Origin of the sequence: Haloferula sp. A504 (assembly GCF_044385805.1) — a bacterium.
GTDB lineage: Bacteria > Verrucomicrobiota > Verrucomicrobiia > Verrucomicrobiales > Akkermansiaceae > Haloferula.
Genome location: NZ_JBISBU010000018.1, coordinates 1 through 12,977, shown reverse-complemented (window position 1 = coordinate 12,977; position 12,977 = coordinate 1). Strand labels below are relative to the sequence as shown.

Here is a 12,977-nt window from a genome sequence, read left to right as displayed (position 1 = left end):
CAGATCAGCCCATCCAGAATCCCTTGCGGTGTGAAACGCCGAGCACCTTGCGGCAGTCCCGACAAAAATAGATGTAACGGACGCCGAGATTGCCGCCGATTTTCCTCGCCACGACTTCGTGGATCTTCGTCTCGCAATGGGGGCAGATCGGCGTCGCTTGGTTGTCTTCGATGATTCGGATCATGTTCATGATGGTCGCAAATCGGAACGCGACTGCAATTCCACATCAGGTTGGGATTTGGACTGCGGTGGCGAGTGACTCGTGCGGGCATCAATTTCCTCGCCATCGTGCGCTGCATCCGTTGTCGTGAGGGGTGCCATGGATGCCCCTCCCGCTGCGCTGATTGCCTGCGAGGTGTTCCGCGACGAGATCGACATGCTGGCCGGGAAGGCCCGGCACCTCCGGGTGACGCGCTTTCTGGAGATCGGCCTGCACGATCAGCCCGACCGGATGCGGGTGACCCTGCAGCAGGCGATCGATGCCATGGACGGGCGCGACGACATCGCCGCGATCATCCTCGCCTACGGGCTGTGCGGACTCGGCACCGCGGGCCTTCAAGCGGGGCGGCACCCGCTGGTGATCCCGCGGGCGCACGACTGCATCACCGTCTTTCTCGGCAGCAAGGAAAGCTACGCGGAGCGCCAGAGGGCCTGTCCCGGATGCTACCACTACACCCCGGGCTGGAACCGGGCCCGCCGGGTGCCCGGACCGGACCGGCTGGCGATGATGCGCGAGGAACTCTCGAAGCAGTTCGAGGCCGAGGACGTCGATTTTCTGATCGAGAGCGAGGAGGCCACCTGGGCGACCTACGACACCGCCACCTTCATCGACCTCGGAACCCCGAATGCCGGCCGCGAGGCGGACTACACCCGCCGCTGTGCGGAATCGATGGGATGGCGCTTCGAGCACCTCAAGGGTGACCCGGCCCTGCTCCGCGACCTGCTGCACGGCCCGTGGGACGACGAACGCTTCCAGACCATCCGGCCGGGCGAACTGCTCGGTCATTCACCCGACGAAGCCGTGATGCGCGCGGATCCGGCCTCGGAGAAATGAATCCCACCCGATCCCGCAGCAGAGAATATCACCAGAAAATCGGCGGATTCCGCATGACCCGACTCCACGGATTCTGCCATCCTGACCGCTCACAACCCCGACCCGCCATGCCCCTGATCCTCGCCCTCGTTGCCGCCATGGTCGCCTTCCGGCTGTTTCCCCATCCGGAAAACTTCGCGCCGATCGGAGCCTTCGCCCTGATCGCCGGGTTCCATCTCGGAAAGCGTCACGCGCTGTGGGTGCCCCTGGCCGTGCTGTTCGTCAGCGACCTCGTGCTCAATCACTGGTACGGCTACGCCGCCTTCCACTGGCCCCGGCTCATCGACTGGACCGCCTTTCTCCTGATCGGCCTCGGCGCCCTCGCCATCCGCGAGCGAAGCTGGAAGCCAAGGCTCGCGCTGACCATCGCCACCCCCTTCTTCTTCTACCTGGTGAGCAACTTCGGAGTCTGGCTGACCGGCCTCAATCTGGCCGGTGTCCCCTACGCAAAGAATCCCGCGGGACTCGCCGAGTGCTACGCCGCCGGCCTGCCGTTCCTGCGCGGCACGGTGCTCGGCGACTGGGGCTTCGTCGCCCTTTTCACACTGGTCCTGCATCTCGCCACCCGCCCCACGCGGGTGCCTGCCGTCGCCTCGACCCAACCCTGATCCCTCCCATTCATCATGAGCACATTCGCCGACCTCTCGAAAGCCGTTGAATCCGGAAAGCGCAAGGACGCCAAGCAGATCGTCGAGGACCTTCTGGCCGAAGGGACCGCGCCCCTCGACATTGTCGAGCAGGGCCTCGTCCCCGGGATGAGCGCCATCGGGGAGAAGTTCAAAAAGAACGAAGTCTTCGTTCCCGAGATGCTCATCGCCGCACGTGCGATGAAGGAGTGCATGGGCATCCTCGAGCCGCTGCTCGCCGATGCCGGCGTGAAACCGGAATTCACCGCGGTCATCGGCACGGTTCAGGGCGACCTGCACGACATCGGCAAGAACCTGGTCGCGATGATGCTCAAGGGCGCCAACTTCGGGGTCGTCGACCTCGGGACGAATGTCTCGCCGGATCAGTTCGTGGCAGCCGCCCGCGAGCACAATGCCCAACTCGTCTGCCTGTCGGCGCTGCTGACCACCACCATGCCCGCGATGAAGACCACCGTCGAAGCCATCCGCGGCTCCGACGTGTCGGCGGTCCGTGTGATGGTCGGGGGCGCACCGGTGACCCAGGCCTACTGCGAGGAGATCGGCGCCGACGGCTACAGCCAGGACGCGGCCAGCGCGGTGGATCTCGCGCTCGAACTCGCCAAGTCCTGAACCTCCCGATCCCATGAAGACGCCACTCGACCAGGCCTGCCTCGCTGAGCCGCTCACCTGCGACGGGGCCATGGGCACCCAGCTGATTCAGCGCGGGATGTCCCCCGGCGAATGCGGGATGCGCTGGAACGCCGAACGCCCGGACGACATCCGCGCCGTCCACCAGGACTATCGCGATGCCGGCTGCCGCCTGATCATCACCAACAGCTTCGGCGGCACCCGCAGCATGCTGGAACGGCATGGGGAAGGCGGTCACACAGCGGAATGGAACCGCCTCGCCGCGAAGATCGCCGCAGACGCCGCCGGTCCCGACGGCTGGGTGCTGGGCGACGTCGGCCCCTTCGGCGATTTTCTCGAGCCGATGGGTGAAACCACCACCGAAGAACTCGAAGCCATCTTCCGCGAGCAAATCGAGGCGCTGGCGGCGGGCGGGGCGGATGCCATTCTCGTCGAGACCATGAGCGACCCCGCCGAGTTGACCGTCGGAGTGAAGACGGCGAGGCAGGTCACCGATCTCCCCGTCGTGGCGACCTACGCCTTCCAGGATAGTGGTGGGGAGTTCCGCACCATGATGGGCACCACGGTGGCCGATGCAATCCGGGCGGCATGCGATGCCGGAGCCTCGATCGTGGGCTCGAACTGCGGCACCGACCTCTCCTTGGAAAACTACCTCAAGCTCGGCGAGCAGATCGTTGCCGCTGCCGGTGACATTCCGACCATCCTTCAGCCGAACGCCGGAGCACCGCGCAACGCCGACGGGGGTGTGGTTTACGACGCCACACCGGAGGACATGGCCGAGCTTGCCCGCAAGCTTCGCGAACTGGGCATCCACATCATCGGCGGCTGCTGCGGCACCTCGCCCGCCCACCTCGCCGCGATGGCGCGGGTTTGATCTGTTATGAGAGGGAAGAGGCGAACGATTCTCTGGATCGCGGTTCTCCTGGGTCTCGGCGTGTGCGGCATTCTTGTTGCCGACAGGTTTTTGCCCTCGAAGGCGGTGAGGACTCTTCCCACAGGGGCGGCGGACATTCAGGAGTTCTACCGGGACCATTGGAATGGAGACTTTGTCCGGCTGGTGCGGGCGAAGATCCCGGAATCGGAGCTTCGAGAGTATGCACTGAAGGTTGGGGCAAAGAAGGTCGTCACGGAGGATCATCCCGCAGAGATTATTTCGTGGTCGCACGGGCCCTCCTGGTGGTCTCCGGAAGGTCTGCCGCGCTACTGCAGTTCCGGGCCCGACCAGCGAGTCCTCGTCGGGTGGCAAGACGGATACGTCTACTTCGATGCGGCGGCGTGGTGACCTCACACGATCGCATCACGGCGTCCAGAACACCTCCTCGGCCATCGTCCAGATCTCACCCTTCTTCAGGGCTTCGGGCAGCGGCCGTTGGCAGGGGTCGGTCTCCTTCCACCAGCGCTGGGTTTCGGGATCCGCCGCCATCTTCGCCATGTCGGCCTCGAAGTCATCGCCGACATATTCGAAGTAGCTGAAGAGATACGGTCGTCCCCCGATCTCGGTGCGGTGAATGGAGTAGTTGCGGATGCGGCATTCGCGCAACCTGGCAATGACCGTAGGCCACGGCTTGGCGTGGAGCTCCCGGTAGCGGGTTTCCTTTTCCGGGCGCAGACCGGTGACCATGGCGTAGCGCTCGACCGGCCGGCTGGCGCACGAGGCGAAAAGCACGATGAGCATCGGCAGCAGGAGCATTTTCATGGGATCAACAGGGGATGGTTTCAGCGGAAGAACCAGTAGAGCGCGAGCATGGTGACGAACAGGAGGGCGGCGATCACCCGGTAGTCGGCAAGGCCCGGCCAACCCGGGGTGCTGACCGCTTCGAGCGGATTCGCCCAGACCAGCTTCGCGCTCTCCTGAGTGTGTCGGTGCGGCACGATCAGTGAGACGACGGCCAGGATCACCGAGCAGATCACGAACAGGTAGAAGGCGGCCATCAGGAAGGGAACGTTCCAGCCGGTGGACTCCTTGAACCAGTCGAGCAGGAAGACGGTGAAGCCGAGTGCCGAACCGAGAGAGAGGGTGACGGCCGCCGCGGTGCCCGAAGCTCGCTTCCAGAACACGCCCCACAGAAACACCGCGGTGATCGGCGGGGCGACGTAACAGATCAATGCGGACACTCCCTGGAAGATGCTCTCGTAGCGTCCGAGTTGCAGCGACCAGACGACGGCGAGAACCACGGTGAAGAGCGCGGTCATGCGCCCCACCCTGACCAGGGTGCGTTCGTCGGTGGCCGGGCGCCAGCGCTTCACCAGGTCGTAGCTGACGAGAGTGGAGACCGAATTGAGGGCGCCGGCCACGGTGCCCATCAGCGCGGCCAGCAGGGCGGCGGTGATCACGCCCTTCACGCCCGTCGGCAGGAGCTCGCGGATCATGAAGGCGTAGGTGTCCTGGGTATCCGGTTTCCCGTCGTCACCGACCGCCATGCCGGCGATGTCGAGTGTCCCGTTCTGGACCAGCGCGTAGCACATCAGCCCCGGCAGCACGAAGAGCAGGACCGGCAGGATTTTCACAAAGCCGGCGAAGAGCGGGCCGATCCGCGCGTGGTTCTCATCCTTCGCTCCGAGCACCCGCTGGACGATCGTCTGGTCCGCGCACCAGTACCAGATCCCGATCACCGGATAGCCGAGGAGCACGGCGTACCAAGGCAGTCCCGAGCTGTCGCCGTGCGGACGGATGATGGTCAGCTTGACCGGCTCGACGTGGTCGACGAGCTCCTGCCAGCCGCCGAGCTTGACGAAGCAGATCACCGTGATGATCACCGCGCCGACCAGCAGGACCACGGTTTCGATCGCCTCGGTGATGACCACCGACGAGAGCCCGCCCAGCACGGTGTAGAGGCCGACCAGCCCGCAGATCGCGATGATGCTGATCGGCAGCGGGATGCCGAACATGCCGTTCAACACGATGCCGCCGGTGTAGAGCGAGAAGCCGATGTGGATGAACACGGCCGAGAACACCGAGATGACGGCCAGCATGTCGCGGCACGTCCCGTTGTAGCGTTTCTCCAGGAAGTCCGGCAGCGTGGTGACCTTCGCCCGGATGTAGAAGGGGACGAAGAACAGAGACAGGATGATCAGCGTGAAGGCCGCCATCCACTCGAAGTTGCCGTAGGCGAGGCCGTTGACAAATCCCTCCTGGGCGAAGGCCACGAGGTGGATGGTCGAGATGTTGGTGGAGAAGAGCGCGAGACCGATCACCGGCCAGCGGAGCTTGCCGCTGGCGAGGAAGTAGTTCCTGGCCGAGTCGTGGCTGCCACGACGCCCCCGGACGCCCACCCACACACCGAGCGAAACGATGAGGGCGAGGTAGGTGGCGATGATGACGAGATCGATCGCGTTGTTCATGCTCCGGTCGATCACCATCCGGGACCGATCCTCAGCCGTGGATCATGCCCTGCCGGTGAATCCGAAGCCAGAGGGGAGTTGCGATCCGGTGGCCCTTCTGTGTCATCATGCGACCTTGCCGTCTTGCTCCTTTCGGCCGGTCATGTACCTTGCAAGACGGTTCACCGGGTTGATCGGCCCACCCATCATGATGACGAGCAAGGAGCGCATCCTCACCGCCCTGCACAAGGGCACCCCGGACCGGTTGCCGGTGACCGCCCACCAGTGGCAGGGATACCATCTCGACAAGTATCTGAATGGCATTTCGGACCTCGAGGCCTTCCGGAAACTCGGCATGGACGCGCAGGTCCAGTATTTCCCGGACATGGGTCAGTTCTGGCTGGTGGATGCCGACTATTCGAAGACCTCGACCTCGGAGTGGCGCGACGAGGTGACCGAGGTCAGCAAGGAGCCCGACCACCGGGTGAACCATCACACCATCCACACGCCCGAGGGCACACTGACCTACAAGACGGAGGGCGACCGCAAGACGACCTGGATCACCGAATACCTCATCAAGCACGACGAGGACGTCGAGTTGATCCGCAAGTACATGCCGGTGCCCACCCTCGACCACGGGCCGCTCTCGGTACTCTACGACGAGCTCGGTGACAGTGGAATCATGCGCGGCTTCGTGTGGGGCGATCAGGCCGGGTGCTGGCAGCATGCCGCCTGCCTGATGGACATCACCGAGTTGATCTTCGCCGCCATCGACCGGCCGGAGTGGGTGCACTCATTGCTTCAAGCTCTGCTTGAGAAGAAGCTCCGCTTCGTCGAGGGGATGAAGGGTGCGAAGTTCGACGTGATCGAAACCGGGGGAGGCGCGGCATCGTCGACCGTGATCTCGCCGGACCTGCACGAAGAGTTCTGCACCCCCTACGACCGGCAGATCCACGACGCGCTCCATGAGCACGGTTTCCTCGTCAGCTACCACACCTGCGGCGGCACCGTCGGCATCGAGGAGCACATCGTCGCCAACGGCTGCGACATTTCCGAGACGCTGGCCCCGGTGAGCATCGGCGGCAACCAGGAGCCGTGGGAGTTTGCCGCGAAGATCGACGGTCGTCTCGCGCTGATCGGCGGCATCGACCAGTACAACACGGTGGCCGAGGGGGTGGACGACGAATTCATCCGCATCAAGGTTCGGGAGGTGTTCGAGAAGGTGGGCTCGAAGGGCGGCTATGTCTGTTCGCTCTCCGACCACTTCTTCGAGACCCCGGTGGAGAAGCTCGAGGCCTACGTCGCAGCCGCCCGCGAGTGTGTCTACTGAGGGTCAGCCACCGGCGCGGTGGAACTCATCGATCGCATCATACATCGCGACGATGTTCTGCGGCGGCACGTCGGGCAGGATGTTGTGGACGGTGTTGAAGACAAAGCCGCCACCGGGCGTGAAGATCTTGAGGCGGTTCAGGACGTCGTCGCGCACCTCGGCGGGGGTGCCGTGATTGAGCACCTTGCGGGTATCCACCCCGCCCCCCCAGAAGGTGACGTCACGGCCGAACTCCCGCTTCAGGCGATCCGGCTCCATGTCGAGGCAGGCGGTCTGGACCGGGTTGATGACTTCGAAGCCCGCCTCGATCAAATCCGGCAGCAGCGCGTGGATCGATCCGCACGAGTGAAGGAAGGTGTGCATCGACGAATGACGGTGTACGTAGGCGCACAACCGGGTGTGGTGCGGTTTGAACAGCTTGCGGTAGGTGTCCGGCGCCATGAACGGGCCGGTGTCCATCCCGAGGTCGTCACCGAAGCGGCACAGGTCGGCGATATCGCCGACCGCGGCACACACCTTCTCAAGCGTTGCCAGATGGATCTCCATGAGGGCCTCGAGGAGTCGCTCGACTTCTCCGGGCTCGGCGATGAGATCCATCAGGAAATTGTCGATCCGCCGCAGGAAGGTTCCCCACTCGAAGAGGTTGCAGCCGACCACCACCATGATCGCGCGGTCGGTCTCCTGCCTCAGCTTCAGGGTGTTTTCCCGCAGTCTTTCCCAGAACTCCGGATCCCCGGCGTGATCCCATGGGCTGTGAACCAGCGCCGCCCACAGCACCTTGCCCATCGCCTCCGGCAGTCCGGAGAAGTCCGCCGGGTAGTCGTCGAGCCACGGGAAGCAACTCTGGTCGAAGAAGTCCATTCCCTTGAGCTGAACGGCGATCTCGGTGCCATCTGCGGCATGCGCCCGCCACGAGCCGTCGGTGCCGCGGTCGGGACGGAACCACGCTGGATAAAAACCGGGGCTGCCGTCGGACAGGGTCACTTCATGCCAATCCTCGTCACGCGTGTTGAAGGTCCGCCCGAGGTCAACCGCGTCGATGCCGAAGCGGTCGAGGATGTCCTCCTCCGGCTGGGCCAGCTGCTGGACCACATCGTAAACCCGCGTGCCGCCGCCACTCATCCCGAGGTGCTGCTTGAGCCGGCCATAGGCGATCGCGGAGATTCCGGAGGAAGGCGTCGCGCCGAGATCCACCGGCACGCGGTCGGGTTCGCGGTGGGCGATGGCGGCGAGAATGCGTTCGCGCGAGGTCATGGGACGGGTGGACGGAGTTCGGTGCGGGAAATGGCCCTGATAACCCATACTTTTCCCGGAGCGACAATCTCGCACGGGCCTGAGCTCAATCGGCTGGCGCAGGCCCCGGAACCCGGCTTCCCGATCGCGGACCGGGATCAAGATACTCCGAGGAAATCCCACGGACGGGGTGGCGCCCGACCGCCCCGTCGATTGAACTGGCTCCTCCCGGACCCGCTCATTTCATGGACCGATCCTTCTACCTCGATCTCGCCCGGCGGTCCGACGTGCGCCTGCCGATCACCGCCGACCTGCTCCTGCACGAAAAGGAGGATCCGCAGGCCTGTCGCTTCTCGGGCGAATGTCTGGGCAAGGTGATCGTTGAGACCGCCGAACGCTTCCGCATGCCCCTCGCATTTCCCCTGATGGACCTGCGCACCGAAAAGGAATGGCTGCTGACCCGGATCGGGGTGGCCCCCGATGACATCGATGCCTTCCACTTTCCCGACGAGATCAAGGCCGGGGACACCACCCGGCTGGAGGCCATCTCCGAGGCCGAACCGACCGCGCGCATGGAGGCCTCGCTGGGAGCCCTGCGCCACGTCCGCGATCACTCCGAGGCGGTACCGGTCGGGATGGCCATCGGTCCATTCTCCCTGATGACCAAGCTCGTCAACGACCCGATCACCGCCGCCTATCAGGTGGGACTGGACCCCGAAGACGAGGACGCCGAGCAGGTCATGCACGTCCTCGAAATCGGCACCCGCGCGATCCACCGCTGGATCGAACTCCAGATCGACGCCGGGGCCCGCGCCATCTGCCTGTGCGAGCCAGCCTGCAACGTCGTCTACCTTTCCCCCCGCCAGCTCGAACAGCAACCGGAGCTGCTCGACACCCTGGTGCTCGACTTCAACCGCCGGCTGAAAGCACTGATGGACGAGAACGATGTCGACCTGATCTTCCACGACTGTGGCGAGCTGAACGAGCCCATCCTGCGGGGCATCGACACCCTTGACCCCGCCATCCTCAGCCTCGGCAGCCCCTGTCACCTGCCCGAGGTCGCCCCATGGATCTCGCAACGGACCGTCATCATGGGTAATCTGCCGTCGAAGAAGTTTTATTCCGACACCGAGATCACCGTGGACCAGATCACCGAATCCGGCGGCGCGCTGCTGCGTGAAATGGAGGCCACCGGTCATCCCTTCATCCTCGGCACCGAGTGCGACGTGCTCTGCGTGCCGGGCTGCGAGCACACGATCCTGAAGAAGGTGGAAGCCCTCGTTGCGATCGAAGCCACTCCACCGTCGCCATGACTCCGAAAGAACGCTACCTGGCCCTGCTCAGCGGAGAGACGCCCGACTTCGTTCCACGCATCCCCATCCTCATGCAGTTCGCCGCCGAGTACATCGGCAGCAACTACGGCGCCTTTGCACGCGACCACCGCGTGCTGGTCGAGGCGAACCTGCGCTGCGCCGAGGATTTCGGATTCGACCAGGTGAGCTGCATCTCCGATCCCTACCGGGAAACGGCCGGACTCGGCGGCGATGTCCGGTTCCGCGAAAACGCCACGCCGGAATGCGTCGCCCCACCCCTGCCGGACCTGGAGAAGGTCGGAGAGGTCGAGATCCCCGATCCCGATTCGTCACCACGGATGCGCGACCGGCTGGATGCCATCCGGCTCTACCGCCGTCAGTCGGTCGACCATTTCAGCATCCTCGGCTGGGTCGAGGGACCCGCCGCGCTCGCCGGCGACGTTCACGGGCTCATGGACTTCCTCATGGACCTGATCGAGGAACCGGACGCCAGCGAGGTGCTGCTCGACCTTTGCACCGAAACCTCGATCCGCTTCGCCCTCGCCCAGATCGAAGCCGGCGCCGACACCATCGGCATCGGCGACGCCATCTGCAGCCAGATGTCGGGTGAAACCTATCAGGACCTGATCTGGCCGCGCCAGAAGCGCCTGATCGAGGCGATCCACAACGCCGGTGCCGCCGTGCGGATGCACATCTGCGGTCAGACCAAGCACCTGTGGCCCGGCCTTTCGCAGCTGCCCATCGACATCCTCGACTGCGATCACATGATCGACATGCCCGCCGCCCGCGAGGCCTTCCCCGACGTCATCCTGGCCGGCAACCACGACCCGGTGGCCGACGTCCTCCACGGCACCCCGGAATCCATCCGCACCCTCACGCTCCAGTGCCGGCAAGCCGCCGGAGCACGCTTCATGGTCAACGCCGGCTGCGAGATTCCCTCCGGCACCCCGCCCGCGAATCTCAAGGCTCTCTGCGAACCGCTCCCCTGCGGCTGATGCAGCTGACCCTCCAGATTCCCGATGGTTCGGAACGGACGATCGAGGTGACCGCCGCCGATCTCGGGCGTCGCCTCTCGGACTTCCTCGAAGACCATCTCTGCCCGCTCAACACCCGCTGCGGCAGCACCGGACGCTGCCGTGGTTGCCAGCTCGAAGCGCCGTCCGACTCCGGAAAGGCCCAAACTTTCCGCGCCTGCCAATCCACCGTCGGTGAAGCCGCCGCCATCGCCCCCCGCTTCACGATTCCGGCGCGTTCCTGGCGCGACCACAGCCTCAGCGGTGTCTCCGCCTTCGAGATCCTCGGCACCCCTCCGGCCCATCGCCCCCGCCCCGGTCTCGGCATCGCCCTCGACATCGGCACCACCACCCTCGGCGCGGCGATCTGGGACCTCGAATCCGGAAAGTGCCTCGCCCATCGCAGCAGCGCCAACCCGCAACGCCGATTCGGCGACAACGTCGCCAGCCGCGTCGGGTTCTCCGTGGACACCCCCGACGCGACAACCCGGCTCCAACAGGCTCTGATCCACGACGGCCTCCGACCACTTCTCCGTGACTTGTTGGAGAGCATCGGCAGGGATTCAGGCTCGGTGACGGAGGCGGTCGCCGCCGGCAACGCAGTCATGCTGCACACGCTCGCCGGAGTCTCCCTCGAAGGCTTTGCCGCCTACCCCTTCGAGCCCGGGTTTCTCGAGGAACAGAACCTCACCCTCCCGCTGCTGCCGGAAGGCCAGGACCTCCCCACCCTTCTACTGCCCTCACTCGGTGCCTTCGTCGGCGCCGACGTCGCGGTCGGGGCGCTGGCCGCCGGCTGGCTCGATCGCCAGACCAGCGAGCTGCTGATCGACTTCGGGACCAATGGCGAAATCCTCCTCAAGCACGCAGGCCGCTACATCGGGACCGCCACTGCGGCCGGCCCCGCCTTCGAGGGTGGACGCCTCCACTGCGGCCGCGCCGCCGGGCCGGGAGTCATCGGGGCGCTGGCGCTGGAGGGCGACACGTGGCGGATCACGCTTTGCGACAAAACCCGCACGGAACCAGTCGGCCTGGCCGGTGCCGCCTACATCGACTTCCTCCACCACGCCCGCCACGCCGGACTGCTCAACGAAAGCGGCCGAATCCAACGCGACCATCCGCTGGCCAGCACCCGGGTTGTCGACGACGCCCCGGAGTGGGTCGTCGAGATCCGGTCGGAAGTCTTCGTCACCGAAGCGGACATCGCCGAGTTGCTGCAGGCCAAGGCCGCCATTGCCGGCGGCGTCGCGACGCTGCTTGAGCGGGCCGGCATCACCGCCGGCGCCCTCGACCACCTGACCATCGCCGGCGGCTTCGGCTTCCACCTTGGCAAGGAGGCTGCCACCAGCACCGGCCTCATCCCCGCGGTCCCGGCCGACCGCCTGCAGACCCTCGGCAACACCTCGCTGGGCGGTGCATCGCTTCTGCTGCTGCACGGCAGCTCCCGGCCCCTGGCCCCGCTCCTTGCCGATTGCGAGTGCATCGAACTGAATCAATGCAGCAGCTTCGAAGACCACTACATCGACCACCTCGGCCTGCCATAAGGCCGGCCGAGCGATCAGGAATGGAGCGCCGGTGATGAAACCGGCCCGCATTCGAGAAAGACCAAGGAACACCGCTGAGAGGTAGTGTGATCGATGGCCCCCGGCGGAGGAGTCCGACGGCCAAGGGGAAGCGTCGTGCCGCGTGTCGAAAACATGGTGCGGAACCTCCGGACCTGTCATCCAACCACGGGGGCATCATTGCCGCAGCCTCCCAAACGGCTGCGAAAAGGACCCGCCCAACCTGCGGGCTGGGCGGGCCTGCCTATGCAGCGGGAGCTGCCTGATGCCATCTCCGGCAAACGACGCCGGAGGCGTCACAGGAGAGTAGCCGGGGGTCGAACAGTTGCGCGAGAGCGGGGAGCACCCCCGGTTCACCCCCGCCGCCAACCCGCACCCCGGAGGGGTGCCAGGGACGGCGCGGCGGTGGCATGCCTGCCGGCTCGCGGGCCCCGACAAAGTCGGTGGGCGCCTGCCTTTGGGGGAGAAGGATTGACGATGAGGTGGTCCGGAGGCAGGAAATGTCAAAATGCAACCCATGACCCCAAAGACTTCCGGCTTGGTGGCTCAGGCACCCTCTTGCGACGAGACCCTTCGTCGGAGCTTAATGCTTGTGCTTGAAAAACGGGATTGCGGTAGGGACCGCCGTTGCCGGCGGCCCCCCGCTCGGATCCGTACGTGAGGAACTACCTCATACGGCTCCTGCCTTGAGTCGGGCGCGGAATCTCTGTTCAGGATACGGATGGATGATGCGGGGCCGGGGAAGGTGCTTGCGTCCGAGACGCTGCATCCTCGCCCATGTCCAGCGGCTCCTCCCTCTCTGGCTGCGGCGTCGGATCACCCGGAGCCAGTGGCGGGTCAC

At 65.3% G+C, this 12,977-nt stretch carries 13 protein-coding genes; 9 read left to right on the top strand and 4 right to left on the bottom strand.

Annotated elements, in window-relative coordinates:
• Window positions 1–4 precede the first annotated feature (4 nt).
• Window positions 5–190, bottom strand: a complete 186-nt coding sequence (locus tag ACG2LG_RS10710; protein WP_396258849.1) for a hypothetical protein — start codon at window positions 188–190, stop codon at window positions 5–7.
• Window positions 191–319: 129 nt separating this feature from the next.
• On the opposite strand from ACG2LG_RS10710, the gene ACG2LG_RS10705 reads away from it, so the two are divergent.
• The 5 genes from ACG2LG_RS10705 (at window position 320) to ACG2LG_RS10685 (ending at window position 3,649) form a co-directional block, all read left to right on the top strand.
• Window positions 320–1,054, top strand: a complete 735-nt coding sequence (locus tag ACG2LG_RS10705) for a DUF1638 domain-containing protein (RefSeq protein ID WP_396258847.1) — start codon at window positions 320–322, stop codon at window positions 1,052–1,054.
• A gap of 53 nt (window positions 1,055–1,107) precedes the next feature.
• Window positions 1,108–1,701: a DUF6580 family putative transport protein gene (locus tag ACG2LG_RS10700; protein WP_396258845.1), complete on the top strand. Its 594-nt coding sequence runs from the start codon at window positions 1,108–1,110 to the stop codon at window positions 1,699–1,701.
• Window positions 1,702–1,716: 15 nt separating this feature from the next.
• The gene (locus ACG2LG_RS10695) at window positions 1,717–2,349 is read left to right on the top strand and encodes a B12-binding domain-containing protein (protein ID WP_396258843.1); all 633 of its coding nucleotides are present in this window, start codon (window positions 1,717–1,719) and stop codon (window positions 2,347–2,349) included.
• 13 nt (window positions 2,350–2,362) lie between these two features.
• Window positions 2,363–3,241, top strand: coding sequence for a homocysteine S-methyltransferase family protein (locus ACG2LG_RS10690; protein ID WP_396258841.1), 879 nt, complete (start codon window positions 2,363–2,365; stop codon window positions 3,239–3,241).
• Window positions 3,242–3,346: 105 nt separating this feature from the next.
• Complete coding sequence (locus ACG2LG_RS10685; protein ID WP_396258839.1) at window positions 3,347–3,649, top strand: hypothetical protein; 303 nt, start codon at window positions 3,347–3,349, stop codon at window positions 3,647–3,649.
• Window positions 3,650–3,664: 15 nt separating this feature from the next.
• Here ACG2LG_RS10685 and ACG2LG_RS10680 read toward each other — a convergent pair whose 3' ends face one another.
• On the bottom strand, window positions 3,665–4,063 hold the full coding sequence (locus ACG2LG_RS10680) for an L-rhamnose mutarotase (RefSeq protein ID WP_396258837.1): 399 nt from the start codon (window positions 4,061–4,063) through the stop codon (window positions 3,665–3,667).
• Window positions 4,064–4,083: 20 nt separating this feature from the next.
• Window positions 4,084–5,709, bottom strand: coding sequence for a sodium:solute symporter (locus tag ACG2LG_RS10675; protein ID WP_396258836.1), 1,626 nt, complete (start codon window positions 5,707–5,709; stop codon window positions 4,084–4,086).
• Window positions 5,710–5,896: 187 nt separating this feature from the next.
• Between ACG2LG_RS10675 and ACG2LG_RS10670 the strand changes: the two genes are divergently transcribed.
• The gene (locus ACG2LG_RS10670) at window positions 5,897–7,018 is read left to right on the top strand and encodes a uroporphyrinogen decarboxylase family protein (protein ID WP_396258834.1); all 1,122 of its coding nucleotides are present in this window, start codon (window positions 5,897–5,899) and stop codon (window positions 7,016–7,018) included.
• Window positions 7,019–7,021: 3 nt separating this feature from the next.
• On the opposite strand, the gene ACG2LG_RS10665 is transcribed toward ACG2LG_RS10670, so the two are convergent.
• A complete protein-coding gene (locus tag ACG2LG_RS10665; RefSeq protein ID WP_396258833.1) occupies window positions 7,022–8,272 on the bottom strand; it encodes a uroporphyrinogen decarboxylase family protein in 1,251 nt (416 codons plus the stop codon).
• 224 nt (window positions 8,273–8,496) lie between these two features.
• Here ACG2LG_RS10665 and ACG2LG_RS10660 point away from each other — a divergent pair, with 224 nt between their 5' ends.
• Genes ACG2LG_RS10660 through ACG2LG_RS10650 form a run of 3 tightly spaced genes read left to right on the top strand, consistent with a single transcriptional unit; the run spans window position 8,497 to window position 12,118 of the window.
• A complete protein-coding gene (locus ACG2LG_RS10660; RefSeq protein WP_396258832.1) occupies window positions 8,497–9,564 on the top strand; it encodes a uroporphyrinogen decarboxylase family protein in 1,068 nt (355 codons plus the stop codon).
• Entirely contained in the window at window positions 9,561–10,559 is a 999-nt protein-coding gene (locus tag ACG2LG_RS10655; protein WP_396258830.1) for a uroporphyrinogen decarboxylase family protein, read from the top strand. Before ACG2LG_RS10660 ends, ACG2LG_RS10655 begins: the two co-directional genes overlap by 4 nt.
• Window positions 10,559–12,118: an ASKHA domain-containing protein gene (locus ACG2LG_RS10650; protein ID WP_396258828.1), complete on the top strand. Its 1,560-nt coding sequence runs from the start codon at window positions 10,559–10,561 to the stop codon at window positions 12,116–12,118. Before ACG2LG_RS10655 ends, ACG2LG_RS10650 begins: the two co-directional genes overlap by 1 nt.
• Window positions 12,119–12,977 lie beyond the last annotated feature (859 nt).